Genomic DNA, 24,870 nt, shown 5'->3' with positions numbered 1-24,870 from the left:
TCGTTACTCCGCGGGCACGATGGCAGGCGAGACCAGCTCGGCCTGCGGGTCGACGTCCTCTTCAGGCCCCTTGCGGATGGCCTTCAGCATCAGCCCCATTTCGATGACGATGAGCACGCTGTAGATGGCGACGAAGCCGACCAGCGTGAGCAGCAAGGTGCCGGCGCCCAGGCTGGAGACCGCCGCCGCCGTCGGCAGCACCCCTTCGATGATCCAGGGCTGGCGGCCGAATTCGGCGACGAACCAGCCGAGTTCCGCCGCGAGCCAGGGCAGCGGGATGCAGAACACGGCAAGGCGCAGCAGCCAGCGCCGCTTCAGCAGCGTGCGCCGGGTCGACAGCACGAAGAAGACACCGGTCAGCAGGATGAAGAAGAAGCCGAGCCCGACCATGATGCGGAAGGACCAGAACAGCGGGAAGACTTCCGGCACCGTGTCCCAGGCCGCCTGTTCGATCTGCGCCGGGGTCGCCGCGCGCGGATCGTCGACGTAACGCTTGAGCAGCAGCGCATAGCCGAGATCGGCGCCATTGTCCTCGAAGGCGGCCTTCACCGCCGGATCGACGGCATCCGTGCTGCCGGCGGCGCGGATCGTCTGGAGCGCGTCATAGGCGACGATGCCGCGCTGGATGCGGCCCTCCGCCTTGCCCACCAGTTCCTTGATGCCCGGCAGTTCCTCGGTCAGGCTGCGGGTGGTGATCAGGCCCATGACGGCCGGGATCTTCACCGTGTAGTGGGTCTCGCGCGCTTCCTGGTCGGGGAAGCCGATCAGGTTGAAGGCGGCGGGGGCCTCTTCCGTCTCCCACATGCCTTCCATGGCGGCCAGCTTCATCTTCTGATGCTCGGTCGCGAGGTAACCGCTTTCGTCACCCAGCACGACGACCGAGAGCGAGGCGGCGAGGCCGAAGGAGGCGGCGACCGTCATCGAACGCTTGGCGAGATCGATATGGCGGCCCTTCAGCGCGTACCAGGCCGAGACGCCGAGGACGAAGATCGAGGCCGTGACGTAACCGGCCGAGACCGTGTGCACGAATTTCGCCTGGGCGACGGAATTGAACAGCACCTCGAAGAAGTTGTTCACCTCCATGCGCATGGTCACCGGGTTGAACACGGAACCCACCGGGTTCTGCATCCAGCCGTTGGCGATCAGGATCCACAGCGCCGACAGGTTCGAGCCGAGCGCGACCGCCCAGGTCGCGGTCAGGTGACCGACCTTGGACATCCGGTCCCAGCCGAAGAAGAACAGGCCGACGAAGGTCGCCTCGAGGAAGAAGGCCATCAGGCCCTCGATCGCCAGCGGCGCCCCGAAGATGTCGCCGACGTAATGGCTGTAGTAGGACCAGTTCATGCCGAACTGGAATTCCATCACGATGCCGGTCGCGACGCCGAGCACGAAGTTGATGCCGAACAGCGTGCCCCAGAACTTGGTCATCTGACGCCAGATCGGACGGCCGGTCATGACATAGACCGTCTCCATGATGGCGAGCAGGATCGACAGCCCGAGCGTCAGGGGCACGAAGAGGAAGTGATAGAGGGCCGTCATCGCGAACTGCAGTCGCGAAAGGCCTACGATGTCCAGTTCCATGTCATTTCACGCCGGCATCCCTCCGGCGCCCTCCAGTTGGCCGTGCCCGTCGCCGGGCGTTACGCAACCTCGCTCTCAACCGGCCCGAAGGCCGGCGAGCATCTCTTCGAAAGCCGGTTCGCCCCGACGGGCCTCCCGGCTGATTCCGCCGCCGCCGACCATCAGCAGACGGTCGGCGATCGCCGCCTCGCGCCGCAGATGGGTGGCGAGAAGCAGCGTGTGTCCCGCCGCCGCCGCCCGGACCCGAGCGAGCACGTCGACGGCGGTTTCCCGATCCAGGCCCTCGGTCGGCTCGTCCAGGAGCCAGACCGGAGCGTTTCGGAGAAACATGCGGGCGAGCGCGAGGCGACGCCCCTGCCCTCCCGAAAGGCCGAGCCCGCCGTCGCCCAGCCGCGTTTCGAGACCGTCGGCCATCTCGCCGACATCGCCCGCGAGCCCGGCCGCCGTCAGCGCGGCCCAGAGGCGCGCCTCGTCCGCGTCGGGCGCCGCGAGGCGCAGGTTCTCGGCCAATGTGTCGCGGAACAATTCGCTGCGCTGGGTCAGCAGCGCCGTCGGCCGGACCGCGCAGCGCCCGGACCGGGGCGTGGCCTCGCCCGCGATCAGGGCGAGAAGGCTGGATTTGCCGGCCCCGCTCGGCCCGATCAGGGCGACGGTCTCGCCCGCCTCGATCCGCAGATCGAGGGCGGTGAAAACCGGTCGCGCCACGCCCTCATGGGCGAAATCGACATTGTCCAGGAGGACGGCGGTCGAGCCGTCGGGCCGCGCCGGCACCGGCATCTCGGCACCGTCCCGGATCCGGGGACCGAGACGATCGAGGGCCAGCAGGGTGCGTCCGATCTCGGCCGCGCCCCGGCGCAGCGCGCCGAAGGGTTCCATGACCGCGACGGCGATCAGCAGGGCGAAGGCGGCCAGCGGCGTGTCGATGCGCCCCGCTTCAACCAGAAGGCCGGCCCCCGCCAGCACCAGGGCGAGGGCGAGGCTGCCGGCGATGCCGAAGGCGAGGCCGGCGCCGGTCTCGATCCGGTTCAGGCGATCGTCGGCATCGGCCAGATAGGCATCGGCCCGGCGGACCGCATCGCGCTGGGCGGCGAGGCGGCCGGCCATGGCCAGTTCGGTCTGGCCGTCCACGAGATCGATGGTGCGGGCGCGCAGCGCCTCCAGCCCATGGGCGCGGCGCCGCGCCGGCCGGCGCCCGGCGAGCGCGGTCGCGACCGGCACCAGGATGCCGATGCCGCCGAGGAACAGCGCCAGCCCGAGGCCGAGCCAGGGCGCCAGCAGGCCGAGGGCGGTACCGGCGGCCAGCGTCGCGCCGAAGGCGGCCGAGAAGGGCACCATCAGGCGGAGATAGAGCCCGTCGAGGGCATCGATGTCGTTGGTCAGGCGGAACAGCAGGCGCGCCGGGCGGGCCAGCAGGTCGCGCGCCGCCGCCGGCCGGGCAAAACCCCGGAACAGGCGCGCGCGCAGATGGGCCAGCAGCGACAGGGTGGCGTCATGGGTCACCAGCCGCTCGCCATAACGCGATCCGGTGCGCCCGATCGCCAGCAGGCGGATGGCGGCGGCGGGCGCGAAGACGTCGAAGGCGAGCGCCGTCGCCGGGATCAGCCCGGCCAGCGCGGTCGCGGTGATGAACCAGCCCGACAGGCCGAGCAGCGCCATGCCGGCAAGCACGGTGACGACCGACAGCACGGCACCCAGCAGCAATTGCCGCCGGTCGGCCAGGGCCAGCAGATCCGCCAGGGTGTGGATCAGGCGACGGCTTGGCATGTCGACCTCCCGCCGATACGGATGGTGCGGTCCATGGCGGCGGCCAGCGCCGGGTCATGGGTCGCGACGATCAGGGTGACGCCCTCGGTCAGGCGCAGCAGGCCGGCCGTGACCTCTGCCGCCGTCTCGCGGTCGAGATGCGCCGTCGGCTCGTCCGCCAGCACGAGACCGAGGCCGGGGGTGGCGGCGGCCCGGGCGAGCGCGAGGCGCAGCGCCTCCCCGCCCGAAAGGCCGAGGCCGCCTTCGCCGAGATCGCGCGCGGCACCCGGCCCGGCGACATGCTGGAGCGCCGCCTCGGCCACCGCCGTCTCGACCGTGGCCAGATCCACCTCGGGCCGGCCGAGGGCGATATTGGCGCGCAGCGTGCCGGCGAAGAAATGCGGCCGCTGGCCGATCCAGGCCATGCCCTGGCGCAGATCCGCCGCCGTTTCGGCGGTCATCAGACGGTCGCCGATGGCGATGCGCCCGCCCGAAGCCGGGGCCAGCCCGCCGATCAGCGACAGCAGGGTCGATTTGCCGGCGCCGCTGGGGCCGAGCACGGCGATTCTCTCCCCCGGGCGGACATGCAGGTCGAAATGATCGAAGACCGGGGCGGGCGCGCCCTCGTGACCAAAGGAGAGGCCGCGCAGGTCCACCGACAGCGCACCGGCGCGGGCAGGCACCCGGCTTCCGGCCGAAAGCGCGCCCGGCATCTCGAGCCCCGGCGCCATCAGGCCGTCCAGCGCGGCAAGGCCGGCGACACCGGCGGCACGGTCGTGCCAGACGGCGGAGAGATCGCGCAGCGGCTCGAAGAAGGCCGGCGCCAGGAGGAGCACGAACAGCGCCTCGCCGAGGCCGAGGGTGCCGCCCCAGGCGCCGAAACCGATCTGGCCGAGCAGATGGAAGCCGACATAGACCGCGACCATGGCGACGCCGAGGGCGGAGAAGAGTTCGAGGACGGCGGACGACAGGAAGGCGATGCGCAGCACCGCCATGGTGCGCTCCTTCAGGCTGACGGCGGCGCCGTGGACCCGATTCGCCGTCGTCTCGACCGCGCCGAGGCCGCGAATGGTGGCAAGGCCGCGCAGGCGGTCCAGCAGGAAGGCGTTCATGTCGCCCATCTCCGCCAGCTGGGCCTCGCTCGCCGCCTTGGCGCGCCAGCCGACCAGGGCCATGAACAGGGGGATCAGCGGCGCCGCGACCAGGAGGATCAGGGCCGCCGTCCAGGAAAAGAAGAAGACCGCGCCGGCGATGACGAAGGGCAGCACCATCACGCGCATCCGCACCGGCTTGTAGCGCGACAGATAGGGCAGCACCGCTTCCGCCTGTTCGGCGATGACGCTGGCGGCGAGACCGGCGGGATGGCGCCGCGTGTCGAGCGGCGAGCCGGCGGCGAGAACATCGACCGCCCGGGCCCGCGCGGCGCTCAGCACATGCCGGGCCTTGCGGTAGGAAAGCCGGGCGCCGAGGGCATCGAGCGCGGCACGCAGCACGCCGAGGAGACCGACCGCGACCGCCGGCCACAGCACGGCATCGACGCCGCCGCCATCCGCCAGCCGTTGCACGGCAAGGGCGATGAAGCCCGCCTGGGGCAGCCAGACGAAGGCGGCGAGCATGGACAGAAGGGATCCGCCATCGACCGCACCCCGCCCTTCGGCCGTCGCGGTTTCCCGGCGGAAATCAGCTTCCCCCGGGGGAGAAGAAGGCGATCGGCGTTGCGAGTACGGTTTCATGTAAGCGGCTTTGCATGGTTCCGTAACTTCGAATAATTCTTGAAGTTACGTTATGCTTTGAAGAACTTCCGGGCAAGGCTACACGCCCTGCCTGCGACTTCATTGATCACGATCAACACCCGCATTCCGGTATTTCTGCATCGCACGCGCCGCGGGACTGCGGAAACCGGGCGGTGGCGCGTTTCCCTGTGCGGGCGCATCGGATCTGTGTGCAGGACGGAAAACGGAGGGTGGAGGGACCGCTCGGCGTCGACGACCGCGCGGAGACGCGGGACTCGGTCGGCGGGAAGGACGCGTTCGGCGTCACCCGACGGTCGGGGGCCCTCTCGGCTGGACGCCGACGGCATGGACCAGGAACGGAGCAGAGAGGGGCTGCTGTATCCATTCCGGATCGCCATGCCGCCCGGGCACGGCCAGCGCGGCGAGCACGGGGGCGACGAAGTTACCGCCGTGCTCCATGGTGAAGCAGACTTGGCAGTGAGGGGTGCGGCCGACAGGTTGCCGGTCGGTCGGCGCTTTGCCGCCCGCCGGCGCCGCCGCGCCGAAGCCGCACAAGTCCGCGAAGGCCAGGGCAAGCGCGCGGTCCGCGGTGTTCCGGGCGCCCGACATCGGGGACAGCGGCGCGACGAGATGGACCAGCAGGGCAAAGAGCGCCGCCAGCGCCGGCATCGGGCGCCATGCTGTGCGTCTGGACCTGCGGACGACCGTCACGTCGGTTCTCCACTTCATCGATAGCGAAACCATATGCCTCTCCCCATCCAGGCTGAATGGGACAGAACGGCACATGTCACATCGTCGCGGATCAAAGCGTCGCAGGCGCGGAATCGGCTGAAAACCGAATGTTCTCAAGGGCTCGTACCGCAATATGGGATGACCGCGAACATCGGGCGACGGTTTCGGACGCGGGTGCGTTCCGCGCTGGAATTTTTTAAACTTTACGATTATATATAATGAAATTCCGGAAGCCGGACCTCGATTCCACCAGCCAGAGAACCCGACATGAGCCAGTTTCTGTTGCCCACCCTGGGCGGTGCGCTGATCGCATTTTCCGCCGTCCTCATGATGGCGATGCTGGGCCGTATCGCCGGCATCAGCGGCATTTTCGGCGGCCTGCTGCCGCCGGCCCCCGCCACGGGCGGCGAGGCCGCGCTGCGCCTCGCCTTCGTCGTCGGCCTCCTTGGCGGGCCCTTGCTGCTCGGGCTTCTGACCGGCGACACCGGCATCGGCGCCCCGACCGTCGACCTGCCCATGATGATCGTCGGCGGCTTTCTGGTCGGCATCGGCACGGCGCTCGGCTCGGGCTGCACGTCCGGCCACGGCATCTGCGGCCTTTCGCGGCTCTCGCCCCGCAGCCTGGTCGCCGTCGCCACCTTCATGGCGACCGGTGTCGCCACCGTCTTCGTCGTCCGCCACCTGTTCTGATCGGGAAACGCCGCCATGGCCCGCATTCTCACCGCCCTCGTCATCGGCCTCATCTTCGGCCTCGGTCTCGCCGTCGCCGGCATGACCGATCCCGCCAAGGTTCTCGGCTTTCTCGATCTGGCCGGCGACTGGGATCCTTCCCTCGCCTTCGTCATGGGCGCCGGCGTGATCGTCACCTTCATCGGCTACAAGCTGGTGCTGAGCCGCAGCGGCCCCGTGCTGGCCGGCGCGTTCCAGATCCCGACCCGCAGGGACATCGACTTGAACCTCGTCGCCGGCGCCGCCCTCTTCGGCATCGGCTGGGGCCTCGCCGGCTATTGCCCCGGGCCCGCGCTGTCGTCCCTGGTCTCGGGCGCCCTGCCCGTGGTCGCCCTTGTCGCTTCCATGGCCGCCGGCATGGTCGTGGTGCGCGTGATCAAGGCCAGGGGTTGATGGCGGCCATTCCGCCCGACGTTGTGGAAGGCCTGCGCTGGGCGTCGCTCGGCGCCGGCACCCTGCTGATCGCCGGCTTCGAAACCTTCCAGCGCCACCGCCAGACCGCCCGCCAGCGCCATATCACCATGCGCGAGCGCTGGCTGGACTCGATCTTCGCCCGGCCCGGGCAGGAGATCATCGCGGTCCAGACCATCCGCAATTCCCTGATGGCCGCGACCATCGTCGCCTCGACGACGGTGATCGCCCTGATGGGCACCATCAGCCTGATCGGCCCGGTCGCCGTCCATCTGGCGCTCAAGGTCGCGGTCGGCCCGGGCGAGACCGCGGTCCATCCGATCCAGCTCGCGGTCGGCGGCCTCCTGGTCGCGACCCTGTTCACATCCTTCCTGTTCGCCACCCAGTCGGCACGCTTCTACAACCATCTCGGCTATCTGGCCGGCTTCGGCGGCCATGCGACCGACGACGACCGCCGCCAGGCGAAGCGCTATGTCGCGCTGGCCGGGCGCTACTACAGCGACAGCCTGCGCACCCTGATCTATCTGGCGCCCCTGATCGCCGGGATCCTGGAGCCCATGGCCGTCGTCTTCGGCGCCGGCGTCATCATCCTCACCCTGCGCTGGTTCGATCGCGGCGCGCCCCACCGGAACGACTGACATTCCATGCGAAAAGGGCCCGGCCGATTCTCTCGGCCGGGCCCTTTTCGTTACGCGACGGTCAGGAGACGAGGCGAGCCTCGGCCGCCGGTCCGGGGCCGCAGGTGCCGGGATCCAGCGCCCGCATCGCCGCCTGCTGGGACAGGAACACCTCGCCGGTCAGATGGTCGAGGAAATGGGTCCGCTTCAGACGGTCCATGACCGGGCCCTTCACCTCCGACAGATGGAATTTCACGCCCGCCGCCTTCAGGCGCTCGGCGATCGCCTCCAGGCTTTCGAGGGCGCTGGCGTCGATCATGTTCACGGCCGAGCACATCAGGACGACATGCTTCACCTCGGCGCGGCTGGCGACGAGGTCGTAGATCCGGTCCTCGAGGAAGCGGGCATTGGCGAAATAGAGGCTTTCGTCGACGCGGACCGTCAGCACCGCTTCGCTTTCGACTACCTTGTGACGCTCGACGTTGCGGAAATGCTCGGTCCCCGGCACGCGCCCGACGATCGCCATATGGGGCCGGCTGGTGCGGAACAGGAACAGCGCCAGGGAGACGGCGACGCCGGCGACGACACCGATCTCGACCCCGACGAAGAGCACGACGACGATGGTCACCGCCATGGCGACGGCATCGGCCTTGGAATAGTCCCAGGTCCGCTTCACGGCGCCGAGATCGACCAGCGACAGGACGGCGACGATGATGGTCGCGGCCAGCACCGCCTGGGGCAGCTTGGCGAAGAGATGGGACAGGAACAGGGTGGTCACCAGGATGCCGACGGCGGTGAAGACGCCGGCCATGGGGGTCTGGGCGCCGGCATCGAAATTGACCACCGAGCGCGAGAAGCCGCCGGTCACCGGAAAGCCGCCGGTCAGGGACGAGGCGACATTGGCGGCGCCGAGACCGACCAGTTCCGAATTGGCGTCGACGCGCTGGCGCCTTTTGGCCGCGAAGGTCTGGGCGACCGAGATCGATTCGACGAAGCCGATGATCGAGATCAGCAGCGCCGGCACGAAGAGATCGATCCAGAGATCGGGGTTCAGCAGGGGCAGGCCCATGGGCGGCAGGCCGCCCGGAATGGCGCCGACCACCTTCACCCCCTCGGCGTCGAGGGAGAGGCCGGCGACGGCGACGATCGAGACGATGACGGCGACCACCGGCCCCGTCTTGGCGACGATGTCGGCGGCGAGCGGGCCGAGGCCGATCCGGCGCAGCAGCGGCTTCAACTGCTTGCGCACCCAGAACAGGAAGCCGGTGGCGAGGACGCCGATCACCAGGGTGATCCAGTTGATGTCGGGGATCGAGGAGACGAGCTGGCCGACCAGATCGGGCATGGTGTCGCCCTTGGTCCTCACGCCGAAGAGATGCTTCAACTGGCTGGTCGCGATCAGGATGCCGGACGCGGTGATGAAGCCCGAGATCACCGAATGGGACAGGAAATTGGCCAGGAAGCCGAGGCGCAGCACGCCGAGCGCGATCAGGATCACACCCGATTCCATGGCGAGCACGATGGCCGCCGCCAGATAATCCTCGGTCCCGGTGGCGGCGATGCCGCCGACCGCGGTCGCGGTCATCAGCGAGACGACGGCGACGGGCCCGACCGCGAGCGCCCGGCTGGTGCCGAACAGGGCGTAGGCGACCAGCGGCAGGATCGAGGCATAGAGACCGATATGGGGCGGCAGGCCGGCGAGCATGGCATAGGCGAGACTCTGCGGCACCAGCATGATGGTGACCACCACGGCCGCGACCAGATCGCTGACCAGGGTGTCGCGTCGGTATTCGCGCGCCCATTCGAGGAAGGGCAGCGCGCGGATCAGGCGGGACGGCATGAAGAATTCCTCAGTTACGGGCCCGGAACTGGACGACGGCGGCCGGACCGCGGTGGCCCCGGCCCTCGTCCAGGACGATGTCGGGCGTGGCCAGATGCTCGATGGTCAGCGCGGCGAAATCCTCGCGCAGATCCTCGACCCCATAGAGCCAGTCGGGGTTTTTCGGACCGCCGGACTGGCGGCCGAGCTGTTCCTTGCGAAAGCCCTCGATCACGACGAGGCCGCGCGGGGCGAGCGCCCGGATCATCATGGCGTGGACCTGACGGCGGAGCGCGCGCGGCATATGGGCATAGACCGCGACCACGGCATCGGCACTGCCCGGCGCCGGCGTCCAGAGACCGAGATCCTGCTGGCGCACGGTGACCGGCAGGCGCAGCGCCCGCGCCCTGTCACGCAGTTGCTCGCAGGCGACGGCGGAAAGGTCGAGCGCCGTCACCTCGAAGCCGCGCGCGGACAGGGCCAGCGCGTTCCGCCCCTGACCTTCCGCGAGACAGAGCACCCGCGCCCCGGCCGGCAGGGCCAGGGCACAGTCCATGACGAAGCCGGACGGGGCGAGGCCGTAGAAAGCCTCGTCCGAGCCGAAGCGGGCGTCCCAGTCGGGGGCCGTCGAGACGGGCGCCTTCGCGCCGGTCGCCCGGGTGACGGCCTGCGCCATCACGACGCGCCCCCGCCCACGCGCTTCGACTTGGCGCAATCGTCGAGCGACGGGTTCTCCTCACGCTCCTGCGGCTCGTGGGGCAGGATGGTCGGCTTCGCCAGCCATTCGTGGCCCTTCAGCATGACGTCCCAATAGAGCGTCGGCAGCATCCTGGCCTTCAGGAACCAGGCGGTGCGGCGGGGCACCGCGGGATCCATCGGGAAGGTCGGCAGCAGCTTGCCGCCATAGCCGAATTCGGCCAGCACCACCTTGCCCTTCTCGACCGTCAGCGGGCACGAGCCGTAGCCGTCGTAGACCGCGTGCGGGCTCTTGCCCTCGAGGACGGCGAGCACATTCTCGGCCACCACCGGCGCCTGCTTGCGCACCGCCGCCGCGGTCTTGGCATTGGGCGCCGAGGAGGCGTCGCCCAGCGAGAAGACATTGCCGTAACGCTTGTGGCGCAGCGTCTCCTGATCGACGTCGACCCAGCCGGCGGCATCGGCGAAGGGCGAATTGCGGATGAATTCGGGCGCGGTCTGCGGCGGCACGACGTGGATCATGTCGAATTTCTTCTCGACGCGGGCGACCGTGCCGTCGGCCGCCTTGACGTCGAAGAAGGCGGTCTTGGCGGCACCGTCGATCGCCTTCAGGTTCGAGTTGAAGGCGAGATGGGCGCCGTATTTTTCGACGTATTTCATCAGCGGCGGCACGAAGGTGCCGACGCCGAAGAGCACGGCACCGGCATTGTCGAGCTCGACGTCGATATCCTTCAGGGCGCCGCTCTTCAGCCAGTGGTCGCAGGACAGATACATCGCCTTCTGCGGCGCGCCGGCGCATTTGATCGGCATGGGCGGCTGGGTGAAGATCGCCTTGCCCTTCTTCAGGCCCTGCACCAGTTCCCACGTATAGGGCGCCAGATCGAACAGATAGTTCGAGGTCACGCCGTTCTTGCCGAGCGTCTCCGACAGGCCCTCGATCAGGTCCCAGCGCAGTTGCAGGCCGGGCGCCACCACGAGGGTGCGATAGGCGAGACGGGTGCCGTCCTCCAGGACGACGAGATTGCGGTCGGGCTCGAAGCCGGCGGCGGCGGCGCGGATCCAGCGCACGCCATTGGGGATCGCCCGCTCCATCGAGCGTTCGGTCTTGGCCCGGTCGAAGGCGCCGCCGCCGACCAGGGTCCAGGCCGGCTGGTAGTAATGCTTGTCGCTGGGCTCGACGATCGCGATCGACAGCGACGGGCGGCGGCGGCGGATGCTGGCCGCGGTGGCGCAGCCGGCGGCACCGCCGCCGATGATCAGCACGTCGAAACTGGTGGAGCGGGTGAAGGGCAGGACCTCGCCGCCACCCGGCTGGCCGGCGGAAGCCGTCGCATCGAGGCGGGTGCGCAGGTTCGCCAGATCGTAGCCGGCCCCCGCCGCCGCCTCGACGATGGCGTCGGTCGAGAGGTGATGGGCTTCGGACAGCGCCCAGAGGGTGGTGGAGCGGGTGCCGGTGCGGCAGAAGGCGAGAACCGGGCCCTTCACCTCTTCGAGGGCGGCGGTGAAGGCCGCCACCGCCTCGTCCGTCACCTGGCCGGAAACCACGGGGATATGGCGGTAGTCGAGGCCGAGGCGCTTCGCCGCTTCGGCGATTTCGGCCGACGGGGGCTGCCCCGGCCCCTCGCCGTCGGGCCGGTTGTTGATGATCGCCCGGAAGCCCAGGGCGGACAGGCTTCCGACATCGCCGGTGGTGATCTGGGGGGCGACGGAAAGGAAGGGCGTCAGTTTCTTCAGGCTGTCCATCGGGGCGTTCCTCGCTTGATTATCGTTCGAAAGGGTTCGGCAAACTCACCGGCTCGGCACATTCACGGGCGGCCGGGTCCCCGAACGGCACCCGGCACCGCCATCGAGACGGTGCCGGGGCCGGGCCGCGGGGGGTGGGGAGAGCGGCCCTGGGGATCAGCGCTTGGCGACCGGACAGGTCCGGATGCCGAACAGCGTGTAGAGCGGGCACCAGGCGGTGCCGCCGGTGAACAGCGGCACCAGGCCGACCAGCCCGATCCACCGCGCGTTGCCCTCGAGGAGGAAGAGCAGCGACAGCAGGATCACGGCGGCGGCGAGGCGCAGCACCCGATCGACGGTTCCGACGTTGCGTTCCATGGCGGTGGACCTTTCCTTGCGCTCGGGGCGTGCCGTCCGTCAGAGCGCGTTGAGGGGGATCTTCAGATAGCGGGTGCCGTTGTCTTCCGGCGGGGGCAGTTCGCCCGCCCGCATGTTCACCTGGACCGACGGCAGGATGAGCCGGGGCATGGCCAGGGTGGCGTCACGCTTGGAGCGCATGGCGACGAAGTCTTCCTCCTTCACGCCGTCGTGGACGTGGATGTTCCGCTTCTTCTCCTCGCCCACCGTGGTCTCCCAGGCATAGGTGTCGCGGCCCGGCGCCTTGTAGTCGTGGCACATGAAGAGCCGCGTCTCGTCCGGCAGCGCGAAGATCTTCTGGATCGAACGGAACAGGGTGGTGGCGTCACCGCCGGGGAAGTCGCAGCGCGCCGTGCCGTAGTCCGGCATGAACAGCGTGTCGCCGACGAAACCGGCATCGCCGATCAGATAGGTCAGGCAGGCGGGCGTATGGCCGGGCGTGTGCATCACGCGGCCCTCGATCGTGCCGACCTTGAAGGTGTCGCCGTCGGCGAAGAGCTGGTCGAACTGGCGGCCGTCGGTGGCGAATTGCGGCTCGGCGTTGAACACCTTGCCGAAGATGCCCTGGACGACCTTGATGTTGGCGCCGATGGCGATCTTGCCGCCCAGCGCCTGCTTCAGATAGGGCGCGGCGGACAGATGATCGGCGTGGACATGGGTTTCCAGCAGCCATTCGACCGTCAGACCCTTCTCCTTCACGAAGGCGATGATCTTGTCGGCGGACTCGTGGGACGTGCGGCCCGAGTTCGGATCGTAGTCGAGCACCGAATCGACGATGGCCGCGGCTTTGGTGGCGGGGTCTTCGACCACATAGCTGACCGTGTAGGTCGGCTCGTCGAAGAAGGCATGGACGACGGGCTTCATGGTTTCTACTCCTGGGCGGCTTGCGCCATGTTTTATGATTACACTATTTATGATTTCGTAAAATTAAAATCAATACGAAATCACCTTCACCGTGGGATCGACCATCGTCGAAGCCACGGCGGGCGGCCTTGCCACCCCCACGCCGGCGGCCAGGGCGTCGGGCCCGAGGTCGCGGTTGGGGAGATAGAGGGCGCAGACTTCCACCGGCACGCCGGCGGCCATCAGGCCGTCCAGCAGGCCGCGCGGGCTGGCGCCCCTGGGCTTGAGGGGCGCGGTGGCGGCGGCCGGCGGTTCGCGGAGCGCGATATCGCCGGCCGCGTCGCAGAGCAGGATGCGAACCTCGGCCCCGGCCTTTCTGGACGCGGTGGCCAGCACCAGGGCCATGGCCTGGGTCTCGGGCGCGGGCGAGGTCACGATCGACAGGATCGTCGCCGGCTCGGCGGCGGCGAGCGGGGTGAAAGCGGCGGCGCCGGCGACGAGGAGGGCGGCGGCGAAACCGGGGCGCAGGGATTTCATGAGGGTTCCTTCCGACTGATCAGCTTTGCGGTGTGACGCGGATTTCGCGGCTGACGACGCCGGTATTGCCGTTGGCGGGGTCATGGGCATAGACGTCTATGCGCCAGAGGCCGGGGCGATCGAAGCGGAGCGGCACGGCATAACGGCTGCCCTCGCCCCCGGTCAGGGGCAGGTCGGGACGCGCTTCGCCGTCGACCGTGACATGGGCGGCGATCGCATAGGTATCGGCGTTCCAGAGACCGCCGGGGGTGACCGGACAGCCGCACATCATGGTCACCTTGGCGCCGAGGGTCAGGCTGTCGCCGACCGCGGCCGTCGCGGGCGTCTGGTCGAGATCGACGACGAAGCCCGGCACCTCGATCACCCAGCCGTCGCCTTCCGCGATGCCGAGACCCGGCATCAGCCACATGCGCGACGTGACCTCGACCGCCGAAGCCGGGTGATCGACGGGGCCGCGCAGGGCCACCTCGACCAGGGTCGGACGCGCGAGATCGATCACCGCCGAAAAGCCGGCATCGCCTTCGCCCGCCAGCGCATCACCCCGGGCACGCGGCGTCTTGATCAGGCGGGTGGTATCGCCCGTGCCGCCGGCCGTGACGCCCTCGGCGAGGACGGCGCCGGTCGCGGCATCGCGCAGGGTGACCGCCATGCCGCCCATGGAACTGCCGATGAATTTCGCATCGCGGCTGAGGGCGCGCACGGTGACCGGCGTATCCTCCGCCCCCGCCGGCAGGGCCAGGGTCCCGGCCAGCAGACCGCCGATCACCAGCTGCTTGGCCAGCAGTACCCTCGACAGGCTTCGAACGGACATCGCGGCATCTCCTTCTCCAGGGTTCTGGAGAAAGAAGATAGCCGCGCACGGGCCTCTTTCAATATATTTTTTCGTGAATTATAAATTATTGCAGCGCGGCAAGGCAAGCCGCCCCAGACCACAACCTATTGATTTTCATCAATGGTTGGGCTTTCGATCTGTTTTTATGATCGCAATATCAGCAAAACAATGCTTCTCTTTTAGAGAAATTATAAAATGATGGAGCCGTTCCGAGACGGAACACACCGCCCCCTCCGCCGGCCGTGCCCCCGAAAGGCCGGCGGTCAACGAATGAGGAAACAATGTCCGAAGCCCCCATCCCCGGCCTGCCGCGCCTGAATGAACCCGCCCCCTTCTTCAAGGCCCGCACCACGGCCGGCGAACGCTCCCTGACCGACTACAAGGGCAAGTGGCTGGTGCTGTTCTCGCACCCCGCCGACTTCACCCCGGTCTGCACCACCGAATTCATGGCCTTCGCGCGCCATGCCGATGCCTTCAAGGCGCTCGGCTGCGAATTGCTCGGCCTCTCTATCGACAGCATCTTCGCCCACATCGCCTGGATGCGCACGATCGACGAGAAGTTCGGCGTGAAGATCCCCTTCCCGATCATCGAGGATCTCTCGATGGAAGTGGCCATGGCCTACGGCATGATCCACCCGGGTGCCGGCGACACCTCGGCGGTGCGCGCCACCTTCATCATCGACCCGAACGGCATCCTGCGCGCCATGGTCTACTACCCCATGTCGAACGGCCGCTCGGTCGAGGAATTCCTGCGCCTGGTCGAGGCCCTGCAGACCACCGACGCGAACGGCGTCGCGACGCCCGAAGCCTGGAAGAAGGGCGAGCCGGTGATCGTGCCGCCGCCGAAGACCGCCGAGGATGCGGACACCCGTGCCGGCATGGGTTACGACTACACCGACTGGTTCTTCTCGAAGAAGTCTCTCTGAGGAAGCGCCCCTTTTCGGGAAGGCCCGACTGCAGGGACGCCGGCCGTCATTCCGCCGAAGGGCGGGACGGCCGGCGGACCGTCGGGAAGGCGGCCGCCTCGCCGGGCGCCGCCGCCCGCGCCGCCGGCAGACTGAGCGCCGCCGCGGTCGGAACACCCTTGGTGCCCGCATCCAAATGGGCGTCGTCGACCGGGGGACCGCCGCAGAACAGATTGTTCATGACGGCGATCATGGGCCGGGCCCTTTCGTCCGCCAGATGATAGATCACCGATTTGGCGTCGCGCCGGCCGGCGACGATGCCCGCCTCGCGCAGGATGCCCAATTGCTGCGACAGGGTCGGCTGGCGGATGCCGAGCTCGCTTTCGAGATCCGAGACCGAACGCTCGCCACTCAGCAGGTGGCACACGATCATCAGGCGGTTGGCGTTGGCCAGCACCTTCAGGAAATCGGCCGCATGATCGGCCATGTCCATCAATTCGGCCTGGGCCATCACTTTCGTCCCTTGCGAAGCTTGGACGGCGGAGGTGCGGCATCCTCGCCCGCATCGCCGTAATACCAGTCGCGCGCGCCCGGCGCGCCGAGGCGGCGACGCGCCTCCGGCAGGGCGAGCGGCGGCGGCGCCAGCACCGCCTCGCCTTCCCGCCAGTCGGCGGGAACCGAGCAGGTCCCCCCCTCCGCCGCCTTCAGGGCGGCGACGAGGCGCAGCAGTTCGTCGACCGAACGTCCGATCGACATCGGGTAATACTGGATCGCCTGGATCACCCCGTCCGGGTCGATGGCGAAGACGGCGCGGATCGTCGCCGTCGTGCCCGCGCTCGGATGGACCATGCCGAAGGCGCGCGAAATCGCCAGCGAGACATCCTCGACGATCGGGAAATCGATGGTGACGCCGAATTTCTCCTCGATCGCCAGGCTCCAGGCGATATGGGCGAAGAGACTGTCGACAGACAGCGCCACGATCTCGCAGTCGAGGGCCCGGAAGCGGTCGGCGGCACGGGCCAGCGCGACGAATTCCGAGGTGCAGACCGGCGTGAAATCGGCGGGATGGGACAGCAGCAGCACCCAGCGCCCGCGATAGGCCGACAGCGACACCGTGCCCATGGTCGAGCGGGCCTGGAAATCCGGCGCCGCCTCGCCGATCAGGGGCAGACGGTCGTAGAGATCGAAGCTGTTGGCGGATTCGGTCACGGGATGGCGCGCTCCGGTTCGGGGTACCGTCTCATATAGGCGCACCCCGGTAACAATTTCAATATTTTGAAAGTGACCGCGACAAAAGGCGCCCGTCGATCGCCGCGAGACCGGCGGCGATCAGCGCCATGCCGCCGAAATGCCGCGCGTCCAATGCCTCTCCGAGGAAAACCGCGCCCAGGAAGACGGCGCTGACCGGAATCAGGAAGGTGACCAGCGCGGCATTGGTCGCCCCGCTCGATTGCAGGATTCTGAAATAGATGCCATAGGCGAGCGCGGTGGAGAGCACGCCCGCGCCGACCACGGCGGCCACGGTCGGAACGGCGGGCATGGCCAGCGTCCAGGGCTGGTCGACGGCGAGCGCGAGCGGCAGCATCATCAGCGTCGCCGCCGTCACCTGCCCCGTCGCCGCCTCGATCGGCGCGATGCCGAGGCGGCGGAAGCGCCGCCCGAAGACGCCGGCGCAGGCATAGGAGAAGGCGGCGCCGAGAACGGCGATCATGCCGGCGAGATGCTGGCCCGCGCCGCCGAGCGCCGGCCCCAGCATCAGCGCGACGCCGAGAAAGCCGGTCACCACGCCGCCGAGACGGGCCGGCGTCATCTTCTCGTCGTCGGTCAGGACGTGGCCGACGACGACGGCGAAGAGCGGCGTGGTCGCGTTCAGGATCGCGGCGAGGCCGCTGGCGATCCAGCCCTGGCCGGTCACGATCAGGCTGAAGGGCACCATGTTGTTCAGGAAGCCCATGCCGATGCAGGCGAGCACGAAATCCCGCCCGCGTGGCAGGCGCCGGCCTTGCAGCGCCAGGAACCCGAGAAGGGCGAGCGCGGCGATGCCGACCCGGAGGGTGACGATGGTGAAGGGCGGCAGTTCGCGGACCGCGATCCCGGTGAAGAAGAAGGACCCGCCCCAGAGGACGGACAGCAGGCCGAGCAGACCCCAGTCCGCCGACGTCATTTTCAGGTTCAACTGCCGCTCCGAAAAAAAGCGGGCCCGGGTAACGACCCCCGGGCCCCGGTATCACGCGGCGGGCAGTTTGGCCGTGCGCGATACCGAACTTCTACCGCTGGCTTGCGCTCAAATCATTCGCACATGTCTTCGAGGGCGAGGCGGTCGCGCAGCACGATGTTGCGCGAGCGGGGAATGTCGATCAGGCCGTCGGCCTGAAGCTGGCTGAGGGTGCGGGAGACGGTCTCGATGGTCAGGCTGAGGTAGTCGGCGATGTCCTGGCGGCTCATCGGCAGGTCCAGGGCCTTCACGGCGTCGGCGCGCTCCGCCATGTCGAGGAGGAAGCCGGCGACGCGCTCGCAGGCCGACTTGTGGCTGAGCATGGCGATGTGCTCGCGGCTGCGCTGCAGGCCCTGCATCGCCAGACGGAACAGGGTCGTCGCGATGTTGCCCCGGCGCGTGGCCAGTTCGTTCAGGACCGAGCGGCGGACGACGAGGACGGTGGCTGGGCCCAGCGCCTCGGCCGAGCAATGGTGGCTGTCGTCCGTCTCGATGCCGAAATATTCGCCAGCCAGGTGGAAACCCTCGATCTGCCGGCGGCCGTCGCGAAGGATGCGGTAGCTCCGCACCCAGCCCGAAACGACCTTGTAGAGGCAGTCGGCGCGTTCGCCCTGACCGAAGATTTCCTCGCCGCGGGCGAAATGCATGACCTGGCCGACGTCCAGGGGCAGATCGTCACCCGTGCCGATGTGGGGGGGGAACACGGCGGGCGCGGGGGCGATATTGGCGATCTGCTGGGCGTAGAGGGGCTCGGCATACATGGTCGCTATCCTTCCCGAGGCGTTGGTCCTGACTGGCGAGAACAGGTCTACGCCCGGGACGGCGCGGCGAACATTCAGGACGCGCGCATAAGGAGGCCCCCATAAGGGATTTCCCCTAAGGGGAACTACCTAGGCCGACCTTGCTTTGGATCAAGGGCGGCCCGGTGTATTTCAGGGATATTCGCACCATGGATACCAGCCCTGTGACATACGGCGCCGCCGCGACCCGTCCCCGCATCGTCGTCATCGAAGACGATGCGGCGCTGCTCGACGCCCTCTCCTTCGCCCTCGACACCGAGGGTTACGAGACGCGGGGCTTCCTGGGCGAGGCCGACGTCCTGGAGGCGGGCGGCCTGGCCGACGCCGACTGCTTCGTGATCGACTATCTGCTGTCGCCCATGGACGGGCTGGAAGTACTGGCGGAACTGCGGCGCCTGGGCGCCACCGCCCCCGCCATCCTGATCACCACCAAGCCGGATCACCATTGCCGGCGCCGCGCCCGCCTGATGGGCGCCGCCATCGTCGAGAAGCCGCTGATGACCGACGCCCTCAGCCGCAAGATCCGCTCGCTGCTCTAGCGCACCAGAAGCGCCATGCGCACGAGGGCGGCCAGATTGTCGGCCTGCATCTTGGCCATGACCTTGGCGCGATAGATCTCGACCGTGCGCGGGCTGATGCCGAGGTCGCGGGCGATCACCTTGTTCGCCCGCCCGGCGACCACGCCGTCCAGCACCTCGCGCTCGCGGTCGGAGAGGCTCTTCATGCGCTCGACCACCAGGGTGGCGCCATCGTCGGCGGCGGGCGGCGCGAAGCGTTCCGCCGCCATGGCCAGGGCTTCGAGCAGGCGGTCCTCGGAAAAGGGCTTCTCGATGAAATCGACGACGCCGGCGCGCATCGCCTCGATCGCCAGCGGAATGTCGCCATGGCCGGTGATCATGACCACCGGCAAGCCGACGCCCAGGGCATTCAGCTTGTGCACCAGTTCGATCCCGGTCATGTCGGGCATGCGGACGTCGGTGACGATGCAGCCCGGCGCAAGATCCGCCAGCGCCGCCAGGAAGGCGGGGGCGGACTCGTAGGTGCGGACGTCGAAATCCGACGCTTCCAGCATGAAGGCGAGGCTTTCGCGCGCGCTTTCGTCGTCGTCGATGAGATGGATGAGCATCTCATGCGTCATCGTCTGTGCCTTCCGTCGGTAGGGGGGGCAGGGTGAAGCGGAAGATGGTGCCGCCGGCCGGATTTTCCTCGGCCCAGATGCGGCCGCCATGGGCGTCCACGATCGAGCGGGAAATCGACAGCCCCACGCCCATGCCCTGGGGTTTGGTCGTCATGAAGGGTTGGAACAGGCGTTGACGGATCTCTTCCGCGAGGCCGCTGCCCGTATCCGCGACGCTGATCTGGGCCTGGCCGTCGTCGCGCCGGACCGTGGCGATCACCAGGCTGCGGGTCGTCGAATCCTGCATCGCCTCGATCGCGTTGCGGATCAGGTTCAGAAGAACCTGCTGGATCTGCACCCGGTCGACGAAGACCGCGTTGGCCTCGGGCGAGAGCTGGAAGCGCACGTTGACCTGGCGTTCCTTGGCGCCGACCAGGGCCAGCGCCGCCGCCTCCTCGACCACCTTGGACAGATTCTCCACCGCGCGCTCGCCGTCGCCGCGGCTGACGAAATTGCGCATGCGGTGGATGATGTCGCCGGCGCGCAACGCCTGCTGCGACGCCTTCTGCATCGCTTCGCGGATCTTGGCGTCGTCCTCGGGCCGGCCGCGCTCGTGCAGGCGGCGCGCGCCCGTGAGCAGGTTGGCGATCGCCGACAGCGGCTGGTTCAACTCGTGCGCCAGCATCGACGCCATCTCGCCCACCGCCATCAGGCGCGAGACATGGACCAGTTCCGACTGCAGGTCCTGGAGCCGCGCCTCCACCTCCTGGCGTTCCGAGAGATCCTTGACGAAGCCGGTGAAGAAGGGCTCCGCCCCCTTGGCTTCGCCGACGTGGAGTTCCATCGGAAAGGTGCTGCCGTCCTTGCGCATGCCGACGATGACGCGGGCGAAACCGATGATCCGGCGCTCTCCCGTCCTCGCATAGCGCTCCAGATAGCCGTCGTGGGCCCGTGCATAGGGATCCGGCATCAGCAGGCTGACGTTCTTGCCCAGCGCCTCCGCCTCGGTCCAGCCGAACAGGCGTTCCGCCGCCGCGCTGAAGGAGCGCATGGTGCCGTGGCGGTCGATCACCACCATGGCGTCCGGCACCGTGTCGAGAATCGAGCGCAGATGGTCGGTCTTTTCCGCCGCCCGCCGCCGGGCCGCCAGATACCAGCCGCCGCCCAGCGAAACCGCGGCCCCGGTCAGCACGAAGGCGCCGACCGAGACGACGCCCGCCAGCCCCGGCGGCGGACCGCGCAGCAGAAAGACCGCCGCCAAGGTGGCGAGCAGCGTGGCGAAGAGCCCCGGCAGCAGCCCGCCATAGGCGGTCGCCGCCAGCACGCAGGCGAGAAACGGCAGGTAGAACGCCTGATCCGGCATGCCGCCGCCGGCCAGATGGCACAGCAGCGTGACGGCGCAGACCACCGCCACCGCAAGGCCGAAGGCCTGCGGTCGCTGGTCGCTGAACAATGCCGAATGCGTGGGGGTGCCCTTCATCCCCACCTCCGAGGAAGGAATCATTTTGTCCAAGAATAAATTGCAAAACCAAGGGAACAAGAGAAACCCTCGGAGCGCCTTCGCCGCCCTCCGTTTACCCCGCCCACTTGGGGGGGCGCAATCCGGTGCGGCCGGAAGAGAATGCGAAAAAACGGAGGACCCCATGAGCAGAGACGTGCTTGTCGCCGGCGTCGGCATGATTCCCTTCACAAAGCCGGGACAGAGCGATCCCTATCATGTCATGGGCGCCGCCGCCGCCAGGACGGCCCTCGAGGACGCGGGCATCGGCTACGACCAGGTGCAGCAGGCCTATGTCGGCTATGTCTACGGCGATTCGACCGCCGGCCAGGCCGCGGTCTATGGCGTCGGCCTGACCGGCATCCCTGTGATCAACGTCAACAACAATTGCTCCACCGGCTCGACCGCGCTGTTCCTCGCGCGCCAGGCGATCGAGAGCGGCACGGCCGACTGCGTGCTCGCCCTCGGCTTCGAGCAGATGGAACCCGGCGCCCTCGGCGCCGTGTTCGAGGACCGGCCGTCGCCGCTCTCGCGCTTCAACGACGAGATGCGCGACATCCAGGGCTTCGAGGACGATGTGCCCTTCGCCGCCCAGCATTTCGGCGGCGCCGGCCGCGCCCACCAGCAGCTCTACGGCACCAGGCCCGAAACCTTCGCCCGGATCTCGGTCAAGGCCCGCAGCCACGCCGCCAACAACCCCTTCGCCCTCTTCCGCAACCCGATCAGTCTCGAGGAAGTGATGGCGGCGAAGGAGATCTTCGCCCCCCTCACCCGGCTGCAATGCTGCCCGCCGACCTGCGGCGGCGCCGCGGCCATCCTGGTGTCGCGCGATTTCGCCAGGCGCCACGGCCTGACCCCGGCGGTGAAGATCGCCGCCCAGGCCATGACCACCGACAAGCCCTCGACCTTCGAGGCGCACGACATGCGCCGCGTCGTCGGCTACGACATGACCAGGGCGGCCGCCCAGCAGGTCTACGAGATGGCCGGCGTCGGGCCGGAGGACATCCGCGTCGCCGAACTGCACGACTGCTTCACGGCGAACGAACTGATCACCTACGAGGGCCTGGGCCTGACCCCGGAAGGCACGGCCGAACGCTTCATCCTGGACGGCCAGAACACCTATGGCGGCACCTGCGTGACCAATCCCTCGGGCGGGCTCCTGTCCAAGGGCCATCCGCTCGGCGCGACCGGCCTTGCCCAATGCACCGAACTGGTCTGGCAATTGCGCGGCACCGCCGGCCCCCGCCAGGTCGAGGGCGCGGAACTCGCGCTCCAGCACAATCTGGGCCTCGGCGGCGCCTGCGTCGTCACCCTCTATCAGAAGGCCTGACGCCGAAACACCGCGAAAAAGACGGACAAGGGAGAACAACCATGGAAGCGGCCCGCAGCCTCTCGCCCCAGGCGAATGCCGGTGAAATGCGCTATTGGCGCCTGGACAAGCGCCCGAAGATCGAGATCGAGGACGATTGCCTCTCGCTCCAGACCGTGCCCATCCCGGCCCTCGAAGAGGGACAGGTGCTGATGCGGGTGGTCTATCTCTCCCTCGACGCCACCAACCGGTTGTGGATGGAAGAGATCGAGAACATGTATATGCCGGCGGTGCCGCTGGGCACGCCCATGCTCGGCTTCGTGCTGGCCGAGGTGGCGGAGAGCCGCAACCCCGGCTTCCGGCCCGGCCAGATCGCCATGGGTCTCGGCCATTGGGCCAGCCATGTGGTGACCGACGGCGAGGGCTGGATGGCGCTCGACCGGCCGGACGGCATTCCCCTGTCCCTCGCCTTCGGCGTTCTCGCCATCGCCGGGCCGACCGCCTGGTTCGGCATGATGGACGTGGGCCGTCCCAAGCCCGGCGACACGGTGGTGGTCAGCGCCGCCGCCGGTGCCGCCGGGTCCTGCGCCGCCCAGATCGCCCGCCTGAAGGGCTGCCGCGTCATCGGCATCGCCGGCGGCGCCGACAAATGCGGCTGGCTGAAGGACGAGGCGAAGCTCGACGCCGTCGTCGACTACAAGACCGAGAATGTCGCGGAGGCCCTGCACCGCCTGGCGCCGGAGGGCATCGACATCCTCTATGAGAACGTCGGCGGCGACATCATGGATGCCTCCCTCGCCAACATGAAGCAGGGCGGCACGGTGGTGGTCTGCGGCCTGATCTCCACCTACAACGGCGGCGTCGGCGCCGGCGGCACGGGACCCAAGCTGTTCCACAACGTCATCATGAAGCGCCTGCGCATCCAGGGCTTCGTCGTGCTCGACTACATGGCGCGCTATGGCGAGGCCTGGGCGGAGCTGATCCCCTGGCTGCAGAAAGGCGAGTTGAAGTTCCGCCTCGACATCGTCGACGGCCTCGAAAAATCGGTGGATGCCCTGCGTTCCATGTATCACAGCGGCAACAGCGGCAAGCTGATGGTCCAGATCGGCGCGGAATCCTGATCAGTTCCGCGTAAGAGAGGGGGGCCGGCGGCGACGCCGGCCCCTTTTTCACTTGATCAGATGGACGTCGTAGGAAACGCCGCCATGGCCGACCTTGCCGACGCCGACCGCGACCACGTCGTTCAGCCAGACATAGTCCGGATGCCCGGTCTCGAAGGTGATGAGGCTGCGGAAGTAGTATTTCGCCGGATCGACCTTCTGCGCATTGGCGAAATCCATCACCTGCGGGATCAGGTCGGGCGGCACCACCAGCCGGCCGCCATAGGTCAGATGGATGAAGGCGCCGTCCGCGGTCTGGATCGCGAGCCGGACGTCGAGCACGCCCGAACCATCGTTCCGCATGCGGAACCAGTCGCCCCCGGCCACGATCCGGCCAGACAGCTTCGGCCCCTCGAAGGTACCGCCCTCGGCGACCAGGATCGGCAGCAGATGGCCGGCGGAACTGGCCCCGCCGTCGAGCGGCGGCAGCAGCGGCGCCTTCATGGAAAACAGGAATTCGGAATTCAGGGTCATTGTTTTTTCCTCCCCGAACCGTTCTAGCGCGTTCCGCCCCCGTCCACGCCCCCCCGACGGGTGGGGTAGTGCGATCGCCCGGCCGGGCCACACTGTGCCCGCCCATCAGACGGCACCAAGAAAATCAGGGAGACGAGACATGACATCCACCGACAGCACCCGCCTCGCCGGCAAGACCGCGCTGATCACCGGCGCCGCGCGCGGCCTCGGCGCCGAGACGGCGCGCACGCTCGGCAAGGCGGGGGCAGCCGTGGTCCTGACCGACATCCTGAGCGACGCCGGACAGGCGACGGCCGAGGCGCTGGCGGCCGACGGCATCGATGCCCGTTTCGTCACCCACGACGTGACCAGCGAAGCCGACTGGCAGCGCGTGGTTGACACCACGGTCGCGGCCTGCGGCGGTCTCGACATCCTGGTCAACAATGCCGGCATCGAAGTCGTCCACATGCTGGCGGACACCAGCCTCGAGATTTTCGAGAAGGTGATGCAGGTGAATTCGACCGGCACATTCCTCGGCATGAAGACCGCGGTCGCGGCCATGAAGCCGGGCGGGCCGGCCGGCCGGGGCGGCGCCATCGTCAACCTGTCGTCGATCGCCGGCCTCAGCGGCTTCGCCGGCGTCACCGCCTATTGCGCCTCGAAGGGGGCCGTTCGCCTGATGACCAAGGCGGTCGCCCTCGAATGCGCCGCGCTCGGCTATGGCATTCGGGTCAATTCGGTCCATCCGGGCCTCATCATGACCGCCATGGGCAAGGCCGCGGTCGAGCATTTCGTCGCCGCCGGCCTGGTGCCGGACGAGGAGGCCGCATCGGCCATCTTCGCCTCGCGTCAACCTCTCGGCGACGGCCGACCGAGCGACATCGCCGAGGCGATCCTCTATCTGTCGAGCGATGCGGCGCGCTGGGTCACCGGCACCGAACTCGCCGTCGACGGCGGCTTCAGCGCGGGCTGATCGAAGGCCCATTCAAAAAGCGTCACCC

At 68.4% G+C, this 24,870-nt stretch carries 26 protein-coding genes; 8 read left to right on the top strand and 18 right to left on the bottom strand.

Going from position 1 to position 24,870, the window contains the following annotated elements:
• Positions 1–3 precede the first annotated feature (3 nt).
• The 4 genes from L2U69_RS09590 to L2U69_RS09575 all read right to left on the bottom strand — a co-directional run bounded on the left by L2U69_RS09590 (position 4) and on the right by L2U69_RS09575 (position 5,726).
• On the bottom strand, positions 4–1,581 hold the full coding sequence (locus tag L2U69_RS09590; protein ID WP_236106588.1) for a cytochrome ubiquinol oxidase subunit I: 1,578 nt from the start codon (positions 1,579–1,581) through the stop codon (positions 4–6).
• 75 nt (positions 1,582–1,656) lie between these two features.
• Positions 1,657–3,345: an amino acid ABC transporter ATP-binding/permease protein gene (locus tag L2U69_RS09585; protein ID WP_236106587.1), complete on the bottom strand. Its 1,689-nt coding sequence runs from the start codon at positions 3,343–3,345 to the stop codon at positions 1,657–1,659.
• On the bottom strand, positions 3,327–5,057 hold the full coding sequence (gene cydD / locus L2U69_RS09580) for a thiol reductant ABC exporter subunit CydD (protein ID WP_268967336.1): 1,731 nt from the start codon (positions 5,055–5,057) through the stop codon (positions 3,327–3,329). The genes L2U69_RS09585 and cydD overlap by 19 nt, the downstream gene beginning before the upstream one ends.
• A gap of 303 nt (positions 5,058–5,360) precedes the next feature.
• Complete coding sequence (locus tag L2U69_RS09575; protein WP_236106585.1) at positions 5,361–5,726, bottom strand: hypothetical protein; 366 nt, start codon at positions 5,724–5,726, stop codon at positions 5,361–5,363.
• Positions 5,727–6,056: 330 nt separating this feature from the next.
• Between L2U69_RS09575 and L2U69_RS09570 the strand changes: the two genes are divergently transcribed.
• From L2U69_RS09570 to L2U69_RS09560, 3 genes are read left to right on the top strand one after another with little or no spacing between them, the layout of a single operon-like run.
• Positions 6,057–6,479: a YeeE/YedE family protein gene (locus L2U69_RS09570; RefSeq protein ID WP_236106584.1), complete on the top strand. Its 423-nt coding sequence runs from the start codon at positions 6,057–6,059 to the stop codon at positions 6,477–6,479.
• 15 nt (positions 6,480–6,494) lie between these two features.
• Positions 6,495–6,911 carry a DUF6691 family protein gene (locus tag L2U69_RS09565; RefSeq protein WP_236106583.1) on the top strand — a complete coding sequence of 139 codons (417 nt, stop codon included), beginning with the start codon at positions 6,495–6,497 and terminating at the stop codon, positions 6,909–6,911.
• The gene (locus L2U69_RS09560) at positions 6,911–7,567 is read left to right on the top strand and encodes a DUF599 domain-containing protein (RefSeq protein ID WP_236106582.1); all 657 of its coding nucleotides are present in this window, start codon (positions 6,911–6,913) and stop codon (positions 7,565–7,567) included. The genes L2U69_RS09565 and L2U69_RS09560 overlap by 1 nt, the downstream gene beginning before the upstream one ends.
• 61 nt (positions 7,568–7,628) lie before the next feature.
• Here L2U69_RS09560 and L2U69_RS09555 read toward each other — a convergent pair whose 3' ends face one another.
• The 7 genes from L2U69_RS09555 to L2U69_RS09525 all read right to left on the bottom strand — a co-directional run bounded on the left by L2U69_RS09555 (position 7,629) and on the right by L2U69_RS09525 (position 14,391).
• Complete coding sequence (locus L2U69_RS09555) at positions 7,629–9,386, bottom strand: SulP family inorganic anion transporter (RefSeq protein ID WP_236106581.1); 1,758 nt, start codon at positions 9,384–9,386, stop codon at positions 7,629–7,631.
• Between the two features lie 10 nt (positions 9,387–9,396).
• Complete coding sequence (locus L2U69_RS09550) at positions 9,397–10,041, bottom strand: SAM-dependent methyltransferase (protein ID WP_236106580.1); 645 nt, start codon at positions 10,039–10,041, stop codon at positions 9,397–9,399.
• Entirely contained in the window at positions 10,041–11,804 is a 1,764-nt protein-coding gene (locus L2U69_RS09545; RefSeq protein ID WP_236106579.1) for a bifunctional protein tyrosine phosphatase family protein/NAD(P)/FAD-dependent oxidoreductase, read from the bottom strand. The genes L2U69_RS09550 and L2U69_RS09545 overlap by 1 nt, the downstream gene beginning before the upstream one ends.
• Positions 11,805–11,960: 156 nt before the next feature.
• Complete coding sequence (locus L2U69_RS09540; RefSeq protein ID WP_236106578.1) at positions 11,961–12,161, bottom strand: YgaP family membrane protein; 201 nt, start codon at positions 12,159–12,161, stop codon at positions 11,961–11,963.
• A gap of 39 nt (positions 12,162–12,200) precedes the next feature.
• Positions 12,201–13,064, bottom strand: coding sequence for an MBL fold metallo-hydrolase (locus L2U69_RS09535; protein ID WP_236106577.1), 864 nt, complete (start codon positions 13,062–13,064; stop codon positions 12,201–12,203).
• Positions 13,065–13,133: 69 nt separating this feature from the next.
• A complete protein-coding gene (locus tag L2U69_RS09530; protein ID WP_236106576.1) occupies positions 13,134–13,580 on the bottom strand; it encodes a DsrE family protein in 447 nt (148 codons plus the stop codon).
• A gap of 19 nt (positions 13,581–13,599) precedes the next feature.
• Positions 13,600–14,391 carry a hypothetical protein gene (locus tag L2U69_RS09525; RefSeq protein ID WP_236106575.1) on the bottom strand — a complete coding sequence of 264 codons (792 nt, stop codon included), beginning with the start codon at positions 14,389–14,391 and terminating at the stop codon, positions 13,600–13,602.
• A gap of 302 nt (positions 14,392–14,693) precedes the next feature.
• Between L2U69_RS09525 and L2U69_RS09520 the strand changes: the two genes are divergently transcribed.
• Entirely contained in the window at positions 14,694–15,338 is a 645-nt protein-coding gene (locus tag L2U69_RS09520; protein ID WP_236106574.1) for a peroxiredoxin, read from the top strand.
• Between the two features lie 46 nt (positions 15,339–15,384).
• Here L2U69_RS09520 and L2U69_RS09515 read toward each other — a convergent pair whose 3' ends face one another.
• From L2U69_RS09515 to L2U69_RS09500, 4 genes are all read right to left on the bottom strand, one after another.
• Complete coding sequence (locus tag L2U69_RS09515) at positions 15,385–15,828, bottom strand: ArsR/SmtB family transcription factor (RefSeq protein ID WP_236106573.1); 444 nt, start codon at positions 15,826–15,828, stop codon at positions 15,385–15,387.
• Positions 15,828–16,526 carry a peroxiredoxin gene (locus L2U69_RS09510; RefSeq protein WP_236106572.1) on the bottom strand — a complete coding sequence of 233 codons (699 nt, stop codon included), beginning with the start codon at positions 16,524–16,526 and terminating at the stop codon, positions 15,828–15,830. The genes L2U69_RS09515 and L2U69_RS09510 overlap by 1 nt, the downstream gene beginning before the upstream one ends.
• A gap of 58 nt (positions 16,527–16,584) precedes the next feature.
• Positions 16,585–17,493, bottom strand: a complete 909-nt coding sequence (locus L2U69_RS09505; RefSeq protein WP_329605386.1) for a DMT family transporter — start codon at positions 17,491–17,493, stop codon at positions 16,585–16,587.
• Positions 17,494–17,606: 113 nt separating this feature from the next.
• Positions 17,607–18,293, bottom strand: a complete 687-nt coding sequence (locus tag L2U69_RS09500) for a helix-turn-helix domain-containing protein (protein WP_236106571.1) — start codon at positions 18,291–18,293, stop codon at positions 17,607–17,609.
• Positions 18,294–18,481: 188 nt separating this feature from the next.
• On the opposite strand from L2U69_RS09500, the gene L2U69_RS09495 reads away from it, so the two are divergent.
• Positions 18,482–18,871, top strand: a complete 390-nt coding sequence (locus L2U69_RS09495; RefSeq protein WP_236106570.1) for a response regulator transcription factor — start codon at positions 18,482–18,484, stop codon at positions 18,869–18,871.
• Here L2U69_RS09495 and fixJ read toward each other — a convergent pair.
• Complete coding sequence (gene fixJ / locus L2U69_RS09490) at positions 18,868–19,458, bottom strand: response regulator FixJ (protein ID WP_236106569.1); 591 nt, start codon at positions 19,456–19,458, stop codon at positions 18,868–18,870. The genes L2U69_RS09495 and fixJ overlap by 4 nt on opposite strands.
• A gap of 1 nt (position 19,459) precedes the next feature.
• Positions 19,460–20,929, bottom strand: a complete 1,470-nt coding sequence (locus L2U69_RS09485) for a PAS domain S-box protein (RefSeq protein ID WP_236106568.1) — start codon at positions 20,927–20,929, stop codon at positions 19,460–19,462.
• 163 nt (positions 20,930–21,092) lie between these two features.
• Here L2U69_RS09485 and L2U69_RS09480 point away from each other — a divergent pair, with 163 nt between their 5' ends.
• Both L2U69_RS09480 and L2U69_RS09475 read left to right on the top strand, forming a co-directional pair.
• The gene (locus L2U69_RS09480) at positions 21,093–22,277 is read left to right on the top strand and encodes a lipid-transfer protein (RefSeq protein WP_236106567.1); all 1,185 of its coding nucleotides are present in this window, start codon (positions 21,093–21,095) and stop codon (positions 22,275–22,277) included.
• A gap of 41 nt (positions 22,278–22,318) precedes the next feature.
• Positions 22,319–23,377, top strand: coding sequence for an NADP-dependent oxidoreductase (locus tag L2U69_RS09475; protein WP_236106566.1), 1,059 nt, complete (start codon positions 22,319–22,321; stop codon positions 23,375–23,377).
• Between the two features lie 48 nt (positions 23,378–23,425).
• Here L2U69_RS09475 and L2U69_RS09470 read toward each other — a convergent pair whose 3' ends face one another.
• Positions 23,426–23,890: a DUF3237 domain-containing protein gene (locus L2U69_RS09470; RefSeq protein WP_236106565.1), complete on the bottom strand. Its 465-nt coding sequence runs from the start codon at positions 23,888–23,890 to the stop codon at positions 23,426–23,428.
• A 139-nt stretch (positions 23,891–24,029) separates the two neighbouring features.
• Here L2U69_RS09470 and L2U69_RS09465 point away from each other — a divergent pair, with 139 nt between their 5' ends.
• Positions 24,030–24,842: a glucose 1-dehydrogenase gene (locus L2U69_RS09465; protein ID WP_236106564.1), complete on the top strand. Its 813-nt coding sequence runs from the start codon at positions 24,030–24,032 to the stop codon at positions 24,840–24,842.
• Positions 24,843–24,870: the final 28 nt, after the last annotated feature.

Origin of the sequence: Zavarzinia marina, from assembly GCF_021568905.1 — a bacterium.
GTDB lineage: Bacteria > Pseudomonadota > Alphaproteobacteria > Zavarziniales > Zavarziniaceae > Zavarzinia > Zavarzinia marina.
Note: the sequence above shows the minus strand (reverse complement) of the source record. Positions and strands in the feature narration are given on the sequence as shown.